At 75.1% G+C, this 15,482-nt stretch carries 12 protein-coding genes and 1 pseudogene; 6 read left to right on the top strand and 7 right to left on the bottom strand.

Annotation, left to right across the window (positions count from 1 at the left end; genetic code table 11):
- Nucleotides 1-32: 32 nt before the first annotated feature.
- Genes ACFY1P_RS30285 through ACFY1P_RS30270 form a run of 4 tightly spaced genes read right to left on the bottom strand, consistent with a single transcriptional unit; the run spans nt 33 to nt 2,957 of the window.
- Nucleotides 33-899 (bottom strand): biotin-dependent carboxyltransferase family protein, encoded by an 867-nt coding sequence (locus tag ACFY1P_RS30285; protein ID WP_390752435.1) that lies wholly within the window; start codon nt 897-899, stop codon nt 33-35.
- Nucleotides 896-1,516: an allophanate hydrolase subunit 1 gene (locus tag ACFY1P_RS30280; protein ID WP_361532669.1), complete on the bottom strand. Its 621-nt coding sequence runs from the start codon at nt 1,514-1,516 to the stop codon at nt 896-898. Before ACFY1P_RS30280 ends, ACFY1P_RS30285 begins: the two co-directional genes overlap by 4 nt.
- Before the next feature lie 11 nt (nt 1,517-1,527).
- Nucleotides 1,528-2,316 (bottom strand): LamB/YcsF family protein, encoded by a 789-nt coding sequence (locus ACFY1P_RS30275; RefSeq protein ID WP_390752434.1) that lies wholly within the window; start codon nt 2,314-2,316, stop codon nt 1,528-1,530.
- Nucleotides 2,313-2,957, bottom strand: a complete 645-nt coding sequence (locus ACFY1P_RS30270) for a GntR family transcriptional regulator (RefSeq protein ID WP_361532660.1) — start codon at nt 2,955-2,957, stop codon at nt 2,313-2,315. Before ACFY1P_RS30270 ends, ACFY1P_RS30275 begins: the two co-directional genes overlap by 4 nt.
- Nucleotides 2,958-3,186: 229 nt before the next feature.
- Here ACFY1P_RS30270 and ACFY1P_RS30265 point away from each other — a divergent pair, with 229 nt between their 5' ends.
- The 6 genes from ACFY1P_RS30265 (at nt 3,187) to ACFY1P_RS30240 (ending at nt 13,032) form a co-directional block, all read left to right on the top strand.
- On the top strand, nt 3,187-3,879 hold the full coding sequence (locus ACFY1P_RS30265; RefSeq protein ID WP_361532657.1) for a DUF969 domain-containing protein: 693 nt from the start codon (nt 3,187-3,189) through the stop codon (nt 3,877-3,879).
- Entirely contained in the window at nt 3,876-4,844 is a 969-nt protein-coding gene (locus ACFY1P_RS30260; RefSeq protein ID WP_361532654.1) for a DUF979 domain-containing protein, read from the top strand. The genes ACFY1P_RS30265 and ACFY1P_RS30260 overlap by 4 nt, the downstream gene beginning before the upstream one ends.
- Before the next feature lie 25 nt (nt 4,845-4,869).
- Nucleotides 4,870-5,514: a pyroglutamyl-peptidase I gene (pcp, locus tag ACFY1P_RS30255; RefSeq protein WP_361532651.1), complete on the top strand. Its 645-nt coding sequence runs from the start codon at nt 4,870-4,872 to the stop codon at nt 5,512-5,514.
- Nucleotides 5,515-5,580: 66 nt separating this feature from the next.
- Entirely contained in the window at nt 5,581-7,104 is a 1,524-nt protein-coding gene (locus ACFY1P_RS30250) for a hypothetical protein (RefSeq protein WP_390752433.1), read from the top strand.
- 199 nt (nt 7,105-7,303) lie between these two features.
- Nucleotides 7,304-8,233, top strand: coding sequence for a hypothetical protein (locus ACFY1P_RS30245; RefSeq protein ID WP_361532646.1), 930 nt, complete (start codon nt 7,304-7,306; stop codon nt 8,231-8,233).
- A 47-nt stretch (nt 8,234-8,280) separates the two neighbouring features.
- A complete protein-coding gene (locus ACFY1P_RS30240; protein ID WP_390752432.1) occupies nt 8,281-13,032 on the top strand; it encodes a hypothetical protein in 4,752 nt (1,583 codons plus the stop codon).
- Between the two features lie 3 nt (nt 13,033-13,035).
- Here ACFY1P_RS30240 and ACFY1P_RS30235 read toward each other — a convergent pair whose 3' ends face one another.
- The 3 genes and pseudogenes from ACFY1P_RS30235 to ACFY1P_RS30225 all read right to left on the bottom strand — a co-directional run.
- Nucleotides 13,036-13,671: a hypothetical protein gene (locus ACFY1P_RS30235; protein WP_361532052.1), complete on the bottom strand. Its 636-nt coding sequence runs from the start codon at nt 13,669-13,671 to the stop codon at nt 13,036-13,038.
- Between the two features lie 105 nt (nt 13,672-13,776).
- A complete protein-coding gene (locus ACFY1P_RS30230; RefSeq protein ID WP_361532055.1) occupies nt 13,777-14,925 on the bottom strand; it encodes an L-histidine N(alpha)-methyltransferase in 1,149 nt (382 codons plus the stop codon).
- Nucleotides 14,926-15,021: 96 nt separating this feature from the next.
- Nucleotides 15,022-15,357, bottom strand: a pseudogene (locus ACFY1P_RS30225) (hypothetical protein); the annotation flags it as partial.
- Nucleotides 15,358-15,482 lie beyond the last annotated feature (125 nt).

Below are 15,482 nucleotides of genomic sequence, written 5' to 3'. Positions count from 1 at the left end.
GCCGGAGGGCCGGGGCGGCCCTCCGGCCGCGCTCAGGCCCGCACGGGCACGAAGCGCACGGGCGTGCCGGGCGCGGCCTGCGCCGCGGCGGCCAGCGCCGGCTCGGGGACGACGCCGACGACGGGATAGCCGCCGGTCGTCGGGTGGTCGGCCAGGAAGACCACCGGGAGTCCGTCCGGGGGGACCTGGACAGCGCCGAGGACCATCCCCTCGCTGGGGAGTTCGCCCTCCCGGGCGCGGGTGAGGGCCGGGCCCTCCGTCCGCAGGCCGATGCGGTTGCTGGCCGGGGAGACGCGGTAGCCCTCGCCGGAGAGCGTGCGCCGCGCCTCGGCGGTGAACCAGTCGTCGCGCGGGCCGAGCACCAGCGGGAGGACCAGCCCGGCGGCCGGCGGCCCGGCCCAGGGCACCGCGTCCGCGCCCTCGGCCGGCCCCTGGGGCGTGCCGAGGGGCAGCGTCGCCCCGTCCGCCAGGGGCTCCGGCCCGAGGCCCGACAGCAGGTCCCTGGAGCGGCTGCCGAGCACGGGCGGCACGGCCACGCCGCCGCCGAAGGCCACGTAGGCGCGCACGCCGCCGACGGCCGGGCCGACGTCCAGGACGGCGCCCGCGGGCACCCGCACGGCGGCGCCCCACGCCACCGGGCGGCCGTCCACCCGCACCGCGCACGGCGTACCCGTCACCGCTACGGTCACCGCCCGGTCCGCCCGCACCGCGCAGCCGCTAACGGTGGTCTCCAGCGTGGCGCACTCCGCGGGATTGCCGACGAGGCGGTTGGCGATTCCGTGCGCGGGCCGGTCGAGGGCGCCGGAGAGGCCCACCCCGAGGTGCGCGTGGCCGGGTCTGCCGAGATCCTGGACGGTCGTCAGGGCGCCGGGGCGGACGACGGTGAGGGTGCCGCTCACGCGACCACCTCGAAGCGCACGCGCGTTCCGGGGGAGAGCAGCGCTGCCGGTTCGCGCCCGGCGTCCCACAGCACCGCGTCCGTACGGCCGATGAGCTGCCAGCCGCCGGGGGAGGAGCGCGGGTAGAGGCCGGTGTACGAGCCGGCCAGGCCGACGGACCCGGCGGGGACGGCCGTGCGCGGGGTGGCCCGGCGTGGCACGCGCAGCCGTTCCGGAAGCCCGGTCAGATAGCTGAAGCCGGGCGCGAACCCGCAGAACGCCACCCGGAATTCGAGGCCGGAGTGGATGCCCGCCACCTCCTCCGCCGCGACGCCCCACAGGCCCGCGACCTCGGCGAGGTCCTCGCCGTCGTAGCGGACCGGCAGCACCACCGGGTCGCCCTCGGTGGCGGCGAGCGGCGGCACGCTCCAGCGCGCGAGGTCCGCGGCGAGGGCGCGGGGTTCGGCCAGGCCGTCCAGCAGGACCGTGCGAGCCGCGGGGACGATCTCGCGTACGGGCGGGAGGGTGCCCGCGGTGCGGCGGCGCAGCAGTTCGGCGTGGAGCGCCTGGGCGGCCTCGCCGGTGGCGACCTCCACGAGCAGCGCGTGCCGCCCGACGGGCAGGGCGCGCAGCCCCATGGCGGGCGCGCTCACGCGAACGCCTCCACCCGCACGCTCGCTTCCTCCAGGGCCGCGCGCACCCGGCGTGCGGTCTCGGAGGCGCCGGGGTTGTCGCCGTGCAGGCACAGCGAGCGGGCCCGTACGGTCACGTCCTCGCCGGTGAGGGCGGTGACGGTGGCCGAGCGGGCCATCCGTACCGACCGGGCGACGACGGCCTCGGGGTCGAGGAGCACGGCGCCGGGCGTGCGGCGGGGGACGAGCGTCCCGGCGGCGGTGTAGGCGCGGTCGGCGAACGCCTCGGTGACCACGGGCAGTCCGGCCTCTTCCGCCGCCCCGAGCAGCCGCGAGCCGGGCAGGCCGAGCACGGGCAGGGCGCCGCCCGCGCGGAGCACGCCCATAACGACGGCCCGCGCCTGCTCGGCGTCGGTGACCGTGCGGTTGTAGAGCGCGCCGTGCGGCTTCACGTAGCTGACGTCCGAGCCGGCCGCCCGCGCGAAGACGCGCAACGCGCCGATCTGATAGGTGATCTCGTCGGCGAGCTCGTCCGGGGGCACGTCCATGGCGCGCCGCCCGAAGCCGGCGAGGTCGCGGTAGGAGACCTGGGCGCCGATGCGGACGCCCAGTGCGGCGGCGCGCTCGCACACCCGGCGCATGGTGGAGGGGTCGCCGGCGTGGAAGCCGCAGGCGACGTTGGCGCTGGTGACGACGGACAGCAGGGCCTCGTCGTCGGTCAGGTGCCAGCGCCCGAAGCCCTCGCCGAGATCGGCGTTGAGGTCGAGGACGGGGCGGGCGTCGGTGTCGTGCTCCGGTCCGGTCATGAGGCGGCCTCCCGCATCGTGTCGAGGATGAGCTGTCGCGCGTCATCCAGATAGGTGGTCAACTCGGCCTCGGCTCGGCCGCGTTCGCCGTTCTCCAGCAGCGTCGCGAGCGCGCGGTTGCGCAGCAGGAACGGCTCATGGAAGCGGCGGGGCGAGGGCATCGTGTGGAAGGCCAGGCGCAGTTCGGCGAGCAGCCGGTCCATCGCGGTGTCGATGCGGGGGCTGCCACTGAGGGCGGCGAGCGCCCGGTGGAAGCGGAGGTCGGCCGAGGCCACCTTTGGCCAGTCGTTTCCCGCGGCGGCGTGTTCGCCCCGGGCGACGGCCTCGGTGACGGCGGCGCGCAGGGCGGGGGCCGCGCTCGCGGCGGCCCGGACGCCGGCGGTCTCCAGGGCGGCGCGCACGCGGTAGATGTCGGCGACGTCGGCGGGCTCCAGGACCCGGACGAAGACGCCGCGGTTGAGCCGGTGCACGACCAGGCTCTCGTGGACGAGCAGCCGGAACGCCTCGCGCAGGGTGTTGCGCGACACCCCGAGCTCCCGGCCGAGCGCCTCCTCCGACAGCTGGGTGCCGGGCGGCAGGCCGCCGCCCTCGATGCGGTCGCGGAGCGCGTCGGCCACGCGCTGGGCGGTGGACAGGGCCATGGCGTCCCCCATGGTTCGACGGGTGTGACGGGGCGATGAGGAGCTGGGGCGTGCGGGGAGGTGCGGGGTGTTCAAGGGCGGATCGGGACCGGCGGGGCGTCGCGGAATCGTGAGTCAAGCCTCTTGAGGATTGTTGAACAATATCTTAGCCTCCTCGCCAGTTGCCTCACTCGTTCGAATGAGGTCCGGGCACTTCGCATGAGGTCCGGGCACCCGGAAGGCAGGGCGCATGATCGTTCTCCTCGGCGTCCTCGTGGTCGTCGTCGGCTTCGCCACGAGGCGCAACCCCCTGCTGGTGGTCGGCGTCGCCGGCATCGCCACCGGCCTCCTCGGCGGCCTGTCGCCCCAGCGCGTCCTCGCCGCCTTCGGCGAGGGATTCGCCTCCAGCCGCTCGGTGACGATCTTCGTCATCACCCTCCCGGTCATCGGCCTCCTGGAGCGCCACGGCCTCCAGGAGCAGGCCCGCCGGCTGATATCCCGCTTCGGCTCGCTCACCACCGGCCGCTTCCTCGCCCTCTATCTCCTGCTGCGCCAGCTCACCGCGGCCCTCGGCCTCAACAGCGTCTTCGGGCAGGCCCAGACCGTCCGCCCGCTCGCCGCCCCCATGGCCGAGGGCGCGGCCGGGCGCGGCCACGGACCGCTGCCCGACAAGGTCCGCGAGAAGGTGCGCTCCTTCGCCGCCAGCGCCGACAACGTCGGCCTCTTCTTCGGCGAGGACGTCTTCCTGGCCGTCGGCTCGATCCTGCTGATCACCGGCTTCGTCAACACCACCTACCACACCCACCTCGAACCGCTCGACCTCGCGCTGTGGGCCGTGCCCACCGCCCTGTGCGCGCTCGCCGTCCATGGCTGGCGGCTGCTGCGCCTGGACCGCACGCTCGCGCGGACGGTGACCGACAAGCCGGTGGGAGCCGTCAAGTGATCAAGGCAGAGTGGTTCTACTGGCTGGTCGGCGCCATCTTCCTGCTGATGGCCGCCCAGATGCTCACCGACCGCACCAACCCCAGGCGCCATGGCACCGCCGCCTTCTGGGGCCTGCTCGGCCTCGGCTTCGTCTACGGCACCTGGGTGGCCGACAAGTCGGCACCCGCCGAACCCCTGGGCGCCGCCGTCCTCGTCATGGCCGGCCTCGCCGGATTCGGCTTCACCGGCCGCGGCACGGCCCGTACGACCACGCCGGAACAGCGCGCGGCGAGCGCGCGGCGCCTGGGCGGCAGACTCTTCGTCCCCGCGCTCACCGTCCCCGTCGTCGCCCTGATCTGCGCCGTCGGCGTCAAGAAGCTCTCCGTGGGCGGGCAGCCCGTCCTCCAGAAGGGCAGCGAGACGATCCTCGGCCTCGGGATCGGCGCCGTCGTCGCCCTCGTCGTCGGCATGGTGCTGCTGGGCGAGCGGAAGCTCTCCACCCCCGTGCACGCCGGGCGCTCCATGCTGGAGACGATGGGCTGGGTGATGCTGCTGCCCCAGATGCTCGCCACCCTCGGCACGATCTTCTCCGTCGCCGGGGTCGGCGACCAGGTCCGCAGGATCACCACGGCGGTGCTCCCCGACCACTCCCTCTATCTCGCGGTCGTCGTCTACTGCGTGGGGATGTTCCTCTTCACCGTCGTCATGGGCAACGGCTTCGCCGCCTTCCCGGTGATGACCGCCGCGGTGGGCTGGCCGGTCCTCGTCGTGCAGGAGCACGGCAGCGCGCCCGCCGTCCTCGCCATCGGCATGCTGGCCGGATTCTGCGGCACCCTGGTCACGCCCATGGCCGCCAACTACAACCTCGTGCCCGCCGCCCTGCTGGAGCTCAAGGACCAGTACGGTCCCATCAAGGCCCAACTGCCCACCGCGGTCGCCCTGCTCGGCTGCAACATCGTGATCATGTCCCTGTTCGCTTTCTGAGCGCGCCTTCTGACGAGGAGCGGCCATGCCCCGGGTGCTGCTGACCGGATTCGACCCCTTCGGCGGAGAGACCGTCAACCCGTCCTGGCAGGCCGTCCAGGCCGCCGCCGAGCACCCGCCCGAAGGCGTCGAACTGAGCGTCGCCCAGCTGCCCTGCGTCTTCGGCACCGCCCTCGACGCGCTGCGCGAGGCCGTCGCCGGCACCGACCCCGACGTCGTGCTGTGCGTCGGCCAGGCCGGCGGCCGCCCCGACGTCACCGTCGAACGTATCGCCGTCAACCTGGACGACGCCCGCATCCCCGACAACGCCGGCGCGCAGCCGCTCGACGAGCCGGTCGTCCCGGGCGGCCCGGCCGCCTACTTCGCCACCCTCCCCGTCAAGGCGTGCGTCGCCGCCGTACGGGAAGCGGGCCTGCCCGCCTCCCTCTCCCACACCGCCGGCACCTTCGTCTGCAACCACGTCTTCTACGGACTCATGCACCTCGCCGCCACCGAACGCCCGGGACTGCGCGGCGGGTTCGTCCACGTGCCGTACGCGCCGGAACAGGTCACCGACCGGGCGCTGCCGTCACTCCCCGTGGCGGCCGCGGCCGAGGCGCTGCGTGTGATCGCGATCACCGCTGCCGGGCGCGACATGGACCTCCGCGTGGTCGGCGGCGCCACACACTAGGACGGGACGGGCATTTCACCCGTGCCGTTTCGTCCGTTGTCGGTGCGACCGCCTACTCTGTGCGACGTGACTTCTCCAGCCCCGGCGGCCGTTCCGCCCCAGCTCAACGGGCCGCCGCGCCCAGCCCCGGGCCCCGCCGCCGACGAGGGCCTGGCCCGCAGGCTCCGCGCGCTCGCCTGCACTGCGCCCCTGCACGACCTCGACGCGCGCAAGGCCAACCTGGCCGGGGAGTACGGCGGCTACGCCATGGCCGAGGTGGCACTCGCCGCCATCGACCTCGTCACGCTCAACATGGACTTCGACACCGGCGCCGACCACGAGCAGATAGTGTCCCGGCTGCTGCCGCGCGTCGGCGCCCAGGCACCCGGCCGCCCCGCCGCCGAGCACGAGCGCGTCGCCCGGTGGGTCCTGGAGAACCTCATCAACGTCGGCAGCGTCGACCGGGGCTTCCGCGCCGTCTACGGCACCTTCGGCGCCGACGGCGCGTACGTCCGGCGCGACTACGACTTCAAGCTCATCGAAGAGGTCCCCGGCCACGGCGGCACGGTCTTCCTGCGCACCACCGACGAAGCGGTCAACGTCCTCGTCGGCGCCCTCGACACCGACGTCACCAGCGCCCAGATCGCCGCCGAGGTGAAGCTGGAGGTCCTCATCAGCCGGGGCCGCCTCGCCGACGCCCAGCTCGCCGCCGAACAGGCCCGCTACCGCACCGTGCAGTACGCCGAGACCCTCCGCAAGACCCTCGACGCCACCCGGCGCAACGTCCGCGCCGTCGACTGGCTGCGCACCGTCCCCGACATGATCGCCGAGGCGCTCGACCACGTCGCCGACCGCTACCGCCACGAGAACGCGATCCTCACCAACATCCGCAAGGCACGCGACGAGGCGGAGGACCCCGAGCACAAGCGGCGCGCCGCCGAGCTCGTCGACATCGTCAAGGACTGCATCCGCCGCCACACCCAGCTCCAGTCCAGGCTGCTGGAGGCCGGCCCGCTCTTCCGAGCCGAACAGGACCGGCAGGCGTTCGCGCCCTCCGTCGCCGGCTCCGGACTCGACCTCTACGGCCAGCTCCTCGCCCCCCTGCTGCCCCTCCCCGTGGAGCAGGCCGGGCGGGTGACCGACGCCTTCTTCGCCAAGGGCACCGGCCTGCGCACCCCCGCGTCCGTACGGGTCGGCGACCTCGTCGAGCTGCTGCTCACCCCGCCCGCGGAGCGGGAGCACCTCGGCGCGGAGATGCCCGAACCGGACCTCATCACCACCCCCGACGACAGCCGCTTCAGCGAGGCGCAGCTCGCGAGCGCCATGGAGCTGCTCGACCTGCCGGCCGACGCCCCCCGCCGTCTGTCCGGGCTGCTGGCCGAGGCGCGCCGCAGCGACCCCGAACTGCCCTATCTCGTCGCCCTCCTGGCCGTCCACGCCGCGAGCCCGCCGGTCGGCACCGCCTACCGCCAGGGCGAGCCGACCCTCCTCTTCGCCGTCGACGACGGCACGGAGCTCGACGACCCGGAGTTCGGCGGCGCCGACCTCATCGTCGGCAAGGCCCTGCTCGACGCGGCCGGCATGGCGGCGGACCGCGGGGCGGCGTCATGAGCGGGTTCGTGACGCCGCTCGGTCCGGAACGTGTGCCGCTTCGCGGCCGGGGCAGGGCTGCCGCGGTGAGCCGTCCCTCGTCCGTCGTGTGCCGGCGTGCCGGTGGCAACGTCCCGCCGTGGCGGAGGAGCACCCCGATGGAGTCGCCCGGGGCCGAACCGGCCGTCAACTCGCAGCAGCACTCACAGGAGCAGCAACCGTGACCGAGTACGACATCGACGACCCGGCGCACCCGGATCCAGGACCCGGCGGCGAGCCGGAGGCACAGGGGGGCGGGGGCACCCCGAACGTCACCCCGGCCGACGCCGCGGATGCGGCCCGGCTGATCGCGTTCGGGCTCCAGCCCAAGCTCCAGCCCGCCCGCGACGCGGAATACACCGAGCTGCTGCGCCGCCACCGCGACGACCCCGCCTTCGCGCGCCTCGCCGACGCCGTCGCCGCCGGGCTCGGGCTCGTCGTCCTGGAGGTCTCCACCCGCGCCGGCATGGCCGTCACCGCGGCCGAGGACTCCGTCTTCGCCGTGCGGATGGGCGACTACGCCCGCCGCGCGACCGTCGACTCCGCCGACCGCTTCCTGCACGGCCTCGCCCACCTCGCGGTCGCCGCCATGGCCTTCCCCCGCCCCGAGGACCTCGCCGACGACGGCTACATCGGCCGCGTCACCGTCAACGGCATCGACGCCTTCGTCCGCCAGGCCTGCCGCAGGCTGGAGGAGAGGGCCGCCGAACAGGGCGAGAACACCGACCCCACCAGCGACGCCCCCGGCCTGGAGGCCGCCTGGCGGGTCTACTCCCGGCGCAGCGCGACCGGCGCCACCAAGGACGCCCGCCGCCTCGCCGGCTCCACCACCGGCATCATCGCCAAGGCCGTCGCCTTCCTCGTCGACTCCGGCTTCCTCCAGCGCACCGGCGACGACGCGGGCGGCGCCTACCGCACCACGGCCCGCTACCAGCTCCAGGTCCGCGACATGGCGGGCACCGCCGCCATGTCCGAGCTGCTCGAACTGGGCATCGTGCCCGTCGGCGACGGCAGCGCGAGCCTGCTGCCGCCCGACGACGCCGACGCCCTCGACCTGGTGGCCGACGCCGGCCTGCCGTTCTTCGAGCACGGGGACACCTCCCAGCGCTAGCCGGGAAGCCTCCTGACCACCGCCCGTCACGACAACGAGAGTCCGCCATGTACGAGCTGTCCCGGGTCCGCCTCTACTCCATCGGGCCCGCCGGTGCGCGCTACGCCGACACCGTGCTGGACCTGCGGGGAGTCGGCGCCCCGGTGCCCAACCCCGCGCCCGCGCAGGCGGAGTTCTTCGAGGACGAGCCCACCGGCCCGCCCCGTCGCCCCGCACCCGCGGGCGTGCTCTTCCTGGAGAACGGCGGCGGCAAGTCCGTCCTCCTCAAGCTGATCTTCTCGGTCATGCTGCCCGGCCACCGCAACACCCTGGGCGGCGCCAGCTCCGGCGTGCTGCGCAAGTTCCTCCTCGCCGACGACTGCGGGCACGTCGCCCTGGAGTGGCAGCACGTCCTCACCGGCGAGTCCGTCGTCGTCGGCAAGGTCAGCGAGTGGCGCGGCCGCCAGGTCTCGGGCGACCCGCGGAAGTTCGCCGAGGCGTGGTACTCCTTCCGGCCCGGCCCCGGGCTCAGCCTCGACTCGCTGCCCGTCGCCGAGTCCACCGCCCTGCGCGCCGCGGACGGCGCCTCCGGCGCCCGCGGCCGCCGCCGCACGATGAAGGGCTTCCGCGACGCCCTCACCGAGGCCGGCAAGGCGTACCCCAACCTGGACGTCGTCTGGGAGGAGATCCACGAGCGCTGGAACGAACACCTCGGCGAGCTCGGCCTCGACCCCGAACTCTTCCGCTACCAGCGCGAGATGAACGCCGACGAGGGCGAGGCCGCCGGCCTCTTCGCCGTCAAGAACGACTCCGACTTCACCGACCTCCTCCTGCGCGCCGTCACCGACACCCGGGACACCGACGGCCTCGCCGACCTCGTGCACGGCTTCGCCCACAAGCTGGGCCGCAGGGCCGAGCTCACCGCCGAGCGGGACTTCACCGCCGGCTCCCTCGACCTGCTCTCCCGCATCGCCGACGCCGCCGTCAAGCGCGACCAGGCACGCGGCGTGCACACGGGCGCCGAGCGCCGCACCCGCGCCCTCGCCCGCAGGCTCTCCGCGCGCGCCACCGAGGAACGCGGCCGCACCGCCGAGCTGGCCGAGCAGGTCGCCGCCGCCGCGCACGCCGTCACCGACGCCGAGACCGAGCGCGGCCGCCGCTCCCTGGTCGCCGCCGAGATCGCCTACCGGCACGCCTCCCTGGCGCTCGCCGCCGCCGAGAAGGCCGCCGCCGCCCAGCGCCGCGAGCTCAACGACGCCCGCACCCTGCACTCCGCGTGGCAGGCCGCCGAGACGGTCCTGCGCCACCGTGCCGCCGCCGACCGCTCCGCGCGCGTGGCCGCGGCCATCCGCGAGGCCGAGCGCGACGCCGCCCCCGCCCTCGCCGCCCGCGCCCAGGCCGCCACCGACCTCGTACGCGCCCTCAACAGCGCCGCCGAGGAAGGCGAGCGGGTCGCCAACGAGGAGGAGGAGCGCTCCGCCGCCCTCCAGGAGGCCGGCGAGGCCGCCCACCGCGACGCCACCGCCGCCGCCACCGAGGCCCAGCGCGCCCGCAGCGAGACCGGCCACCTCCGCCAGCGGCTGGCGGAGGTCGAGCAGGAGACCGCCGAGGCCGTCCGCGCCGGCTGGCTCGACGACACCGCACCCGACGCCGACCCCGCCCGTGCCGCGCTCGCCGCGAGCGACGCCGAGAAGCCGGCCGTCGCCGCCTACGAGGCCGCCCGCGAGAGCGCCCGCCAGTCCGCCGAGCAGGCCAAGGAGGCGGCCGCCGCCCTGGCCCGCACGGAACTCTCCGCCGCCCGCGCCGCCGACGCCGCCACCGCCGCGGAATCGGCCTACGACGCCGAGCGGCGCGCCGCCGAAGCCCTCGGCGCCGAGCAGCGGCTCGTCGAACTCCTGGGCCTGCCCGAGCCGGTGGCCACCGGCCAGGTGCCGGGCCAGCGCGGCGCCACCCCCGGACAGGAGAGCGGAAGCGGCGAACGGCCGCCCGCCCCGCGCCGCTCCGCCGAAGGCGCCGGCCCCGACGGCGGAACGGCCGCGACAGCCTTCGCCGGGGCCGACGGCGCGCGCCGCCAGGAGACGGGCCCCCTCACCGCCGAGGAGGTGGACCGCAACGCCGACGCCCTGCGCGAGATGCTCGACGAGAGCGTCGCCATCTCCGAGCGGCAGATGTTCGACCTGCGCACCGCCGCCGCCGACGACGCCCGGATCCTGGGCGCGCTCGGCGACGGCGGGCTGCTGCCCCCCAGCCCCGACGTGCTGGCCACCGTCGAATACCTCGGCGAGCACGGCATCCCCGCCCTGCCCGGCTGGCGCTATCTCGCCCAGGCCGTCGACCCGGCCGACCACGCCGCCGTGCTCGCGGCCCGCCCCGAGCTCGTCGACGGCGTGGTCATCACCGACGCCGACTCGCACACCCGGGCCCGCGAAGTCCTCGGCGCCGCCTCGCTGTTGCCGCGCTCCGCCGTCGCGGTGGGCACCGCCGCCGCCCTGCTCGCCCCGCCGCCCGCGCGCGACGACCAGGACTCCGGCGGCTCCGGCGTCTTCCTCGTACCGCCGAACCCCGCCATGCACGACGAGCGCGCCGCCGACGACGAGCGCCACGCGCTGCGCGCCCGCGCCATGGCCCGGGACGAGGAGATCCGCGCCATAGCGGCACGCCTCGCCGGTGACCGCACGCTCGCCGCCCGGCTGACGTCCTGGCGCGCGGGCTGCCCGGCCGGCCGCCTCGCCGAGCTGGCCGCCGAGGCCGAACGGGCCCGTACGGCCGCCGACGCCGCCCACGAGGAGCTGGCCGAGCTGCGCACGGCCCGCGCCGAGGCCGAGGAGATCGCCGCCGAGGCGGCCCGGGTGCGCGACGAGCGCCAGGAGGTCGCCGCCCGCGCCCGGCGCGTCGCCGACGCCCTCGCCGGTCTCGCCTACCGCCTCCGCGAGCGCGCCGCCTGGCAGACGCGCCTGCGCGAACTGGCCGAGGAGGCCGCCGAGTCCGAGGAGCGCGCCGCCGCGTACGTGGACCGGGCCCGCGCCGCCGACGAGGACCGCCGCGCCGCCCAGCGCGCGGCCGACGACGCGCGCCGCACGGCCCGCGCGCTGCGCGCCGAGCGCGCCGAGATCGCGGGCGCCCCCGACGACGTCTCCGACGCCGCGCCGCCGCCCACCGCCTCCCTGCCCGCCCTGCGCGAGGCCTACCGCGCCGCCTCGCAGCTCTACGAGAAGGTCGGCGTCGGCGCCGACCTGCGCGCCGAACAGGCCCGTGCCGAGAGCGACGAGAGCGCCGCCCTCGCCGAGCTCGACCGCCTCACCAACAAGGTCCGCACCCGCGCCGCCCAGCTCCTGGAGGGCACCGACGGCGCCGACGGCCCGTCCCGCCAGGCCGCGGCGGCCCGCGCCGAACAGCTCGTCCAGATGCTGGAGACCCGCGCCTCCACCGCCAGCGAGCAGCTCGGCCGCCTGCGCGGCGAGGCCGAGCGCCTGGCACCCGCCGACGGCGACGCGCACACCGAGCTCCCCGAGGAGCTCGTGCCCGCCGACGCCGACCGGGCCAAGGAACTCCTGCGCACCGCCACCGCCGAACTCGCCGCCCGCACCGACGCCCTGGAGGCCGCCCGCAGGGCACACGGCGACCTGCTGCGCGCCCACCGCGCCGCCGAGGACGCCACCACCGGCTTCGACGACACCGCGGCCCTCCTGCGCGACCTGCTGCGCGACAACACCCCCGAGGAGGACGCCGAGGAGCCCGAGCCGTACACGGGCTCCCTGGAGGAGGCCCGGCAGGCCGCCGGTGAGGCCCGCCGCTCCCTGCGCGGCTGCGCCGCCGAGCTCTCGGCCGCCGAGGCCGCGGTCCGCGAGGCGAGCGACATCCTCGTGCGCCACGCCAACTCCACCCGCTACGAGCAGGTGCGCACCCCGGCCCGCCAGCAGATCCGCGAGCTGCCCGCCGCGGCCCTGCCCGAGCACGCGGCCGCGTGGGCCGAGGCGTTCGCGCCCCGGCTGCGCGTGCTGACCGACGAGCTGGAGCAGCTGGAGCGCAACCGCGACAGCATCGTCGACCGGCTGCGCGGACTCGTCGAGTCCTCGCTGACCACCCTGCGCTCCGCCCAGCGCCTCTCCCGGCTGCCCGAGGGCCTGGGGGAGTGGTCCGGCCAGGAGTTCCTGCGCATCCGCTTCGAGGACCCCGACCAGGCCACGCTCACCGAACGCCTCGGCGAGGTCATCGACGAGGCGACCCGCTCCGCGGTCAAGCGCAACTCCGACCTGCGGCGCGACGGGATGTCCCTGCTGCTGCGGGGCGTCGCCGCCGCACTGCAACCGCGCGGCGTCGCCGTCGAGATCCTCAAGCCGGACGCCGTGCTGCGCGCCGAGCGGGTGTCGGTCGGGCAGATGGGAGACGTCTTCTCCGGCGGGCAGCTGCTCACCGCCGCCATCGCGCTGTACTGCACCATGGCGGCCCTGCGCAGCAACGACCGCGGCCGTGACAAGCAGCGCTACGCCGGCACGCTGTTCCTGGACAACCCGATCGGCCGCGCCAACGCCACGTATCTGCTGGAGCTCCAGCGGGCGGTCGCCGACGCGCTGGGCGTCCAGCTGCTCTACACCACCGGCCTGTTCGACACGACGGCCCTCGCGGAGTTCCCGCTGGTCATCCGGCTGCGCAACGACGCGGACCTCCGGGCGGGCCTGAAGTACATCAGCGTGGAGGAGCACCTGCGCCCCGGCCTGCCGCAGCAGCAGGGCCCGGACGAGGAGAAGGTCCACGGCCAGATCACGGCGACCCGCATGTACCGCCGCCCGGAGGAGGAGCCGGTGCCGGCGGGAGCGTGACGGTCACGGGGAGGGGCGCGAGGAGACAAGGAAGCGCGCCCCCTCCTCGTACCGGTCGCGCAGCAGCGCCTCGACGCGCACCCGCAACCGCCGCACCCGGTCCAGCTGGCCGCCCTCCCGGTGCATCGCCGCGTCGATCGCCAGCAGCTCCTCGGGCGGCACGGCACCCACGTACGTGCGGAGCTCGGTGAGGTCCAGCCGCCGGTTGAAGTCGTGCACCGCGTCGCGCCAGTGGTGGAGCAGGGCGATCAGTTCGTCGTGTCCCGGCTCGGAGAAGACCCCGGACACCAGGGCGGCATCGGTCGCGGACTGCACCAGCCGGGGATAGACCCGGGCCCTGGGCGCCTCGGGGTTCAGGGGTGCGAAGCCCTCGCCGTCGAGCAGTTCGGTGTTCTTCACCAGTTCGCCGGCGAGGGCGTAGAGCGCCTGCGCCCGCCGCTCCCGGGCGGCGGCCCGCCGCTCCGCGTAGACCCCGGTGATGGCCGCGACCAGCGCGAGCCCCGAGGTGGCCGGCTCGAAGTGACTGCCTCGGCCCTGGGCGACACACACCCACCAGACGCAGATGCCGAGCGCGGTCAGCAGACAGACGATCGTGGCGGCAGCGAAGAACTGCCGGCTGAACCGGCTGACGATACCCATCAGGTGTCCTATCGAGCGTCCCGAGCGGGCCGGAGGAAAGGGGCCGGAGGCGGGGGCCGGAACAAGGGGCTTTCGGCCGGCTTCGGCCGCGCGCGGGGTGGTGTGTCAGTCGCCGAACGGATTGGGCCCGGTGGCTCGCCCCGGGCGGGGCGCGTCACCGGCCTGGAGCAGCAGCAGCGCCATCCCGAACGCGGGCCGGTCGAAGGCGGTGTGCCCGGTCTCGTGCGTCTCGCCCACCTTGGTCAGCCGCGCGTCCACCAGCATCTTCTCCAGACCGCTCAGGGTGTACTTCCGGCTCAGGAGCAGCCGGATGGTGTCCTGGTCGGGGAAGGGCACCGTGCTGCGGTCGGGCAGCGTCAACTCCAGCGTCGCCCCGGTGCGGTTGTGGTAGACCACCTTTATCAGCAGCGCCCGGTCGTCCTCGACGAGCCCTTCGTACGTGATGCTGTTGAGGTCGATCTGGAGGTCGGTGTACTGCATCAGCGCGCTGGTGACGAACTCCCGGAACCGGGGGCTGTTCTCGTACTCCTGGGCGGCCGCGCGGGCCGCGGGCCCGTCCTGCCCGGCCGTGCTCGCGACCTCCAGCAGGAAGCGGTCCTGCGGGCGCAGCAGCTTCTCGCCCAGCAGCGCCAGCAGCTGGGTGTCGCTGTCGAAATTGGCGAGGGTGTTGCCCAGCAGTGAATACACCACCGGCTCCTCGCCTACCGTGCGGCGGATCAGCGTGCTCAGCCGGTCGAGATTGGCCGGCAGCGAGAAATCCAGCTGCACGGGCAGCACATCGGCGACGGGCACGTGCAGGTGCTGGAGGGCCTCGCGCTGTGCGAGGCGCAGCATCTCGGCGCTCACGTCCACCGGGATGTAACAGCCGCACCGGCCGGGGCCGTCGAGGGACCGCAGCAGCGCCTGGTCCTTCTGGCCCGTGCCGGGACCGAGGCTCACGTAGTGCAGCGGGCCCTCCGGCAGCAGCTCGCCCATGCCGCGCCAGCGACGGCTGAAGGAGGCGATGCTCTCGCGCATCACCGGATAGTAGAGGTCGTTGCACGCGTGGGCCCAGGCCACGGTCGACTCCAGGCCCCAGTAGGAGAAGCCGGAGGTGATCAGCTTGCCGGAGCCCGAGCCGTCCGGGCGGCGCCGCAGCCCCGCGGTCACCTGGGCGAGCTTGCCCGACTGCTCCTCGCCGACCAGACAGACGGTCCACCCGCTGTCCCGGAGGACTTCCGGAATGCGGTGCACCGCCTGCTCACGCTCCACCATCGTGCCGCCCCCATTCGACCCGGCCGCCTCGATGGGCGGCACGCACCCCGTCAACTGCCGAACCTACCCGGCAGTTGACGATCAGGGGAAGCGTGGACGACGGGCCCGGCGCACCGGACGGGCCGAACTGCTGGGCACGGACACCACACCATGACGCTGCCGCCACACCTGCCGCGTCACCCACACATCCAGCACCGCCCATGTCGCCAAGACCACACTCGCCAGGACACATAGCAGCGCGGGCAGCGCGAGCCACGAACCGGCCAGCGCGAACAGCGCGGCGACCATCGCCTCCACCAGCGTCACCGCGCCGACGAGGGCCGCGCGCACCGCCGCCGTGCGCACCGGATCCGGCATCCGCGGCCGGCGCGCCGGCTCCTCGACCCACAGCGGGCGGCTCCGGTGCGACGGGATGTCGCGATTCGGGTCCATGACCGCTCACCTCCCCCAGTGGCCGCCCTTGTGGGGCTGCTGCCAAAAGACGCTCACCACGGGGGCCGAGCAGGACAAAAAGGAGCGGGACCGGGCATAGCGCCACCCGAGCCGTCCCCCGTGCT

The organism is Streptomyces sp. NPDC001407 (assembly GCF_042895325.1).
In the GTDB taxonomy this organism is placed as follows: domain Bacteria; phylum Actinomycetota; class Actinomycetes; order Streptomycetales; family Streptomycetaceae; genus Streptomyces.
This window is presented reverse-complemented; position numbering and strand designations above follow the sequence as displayed.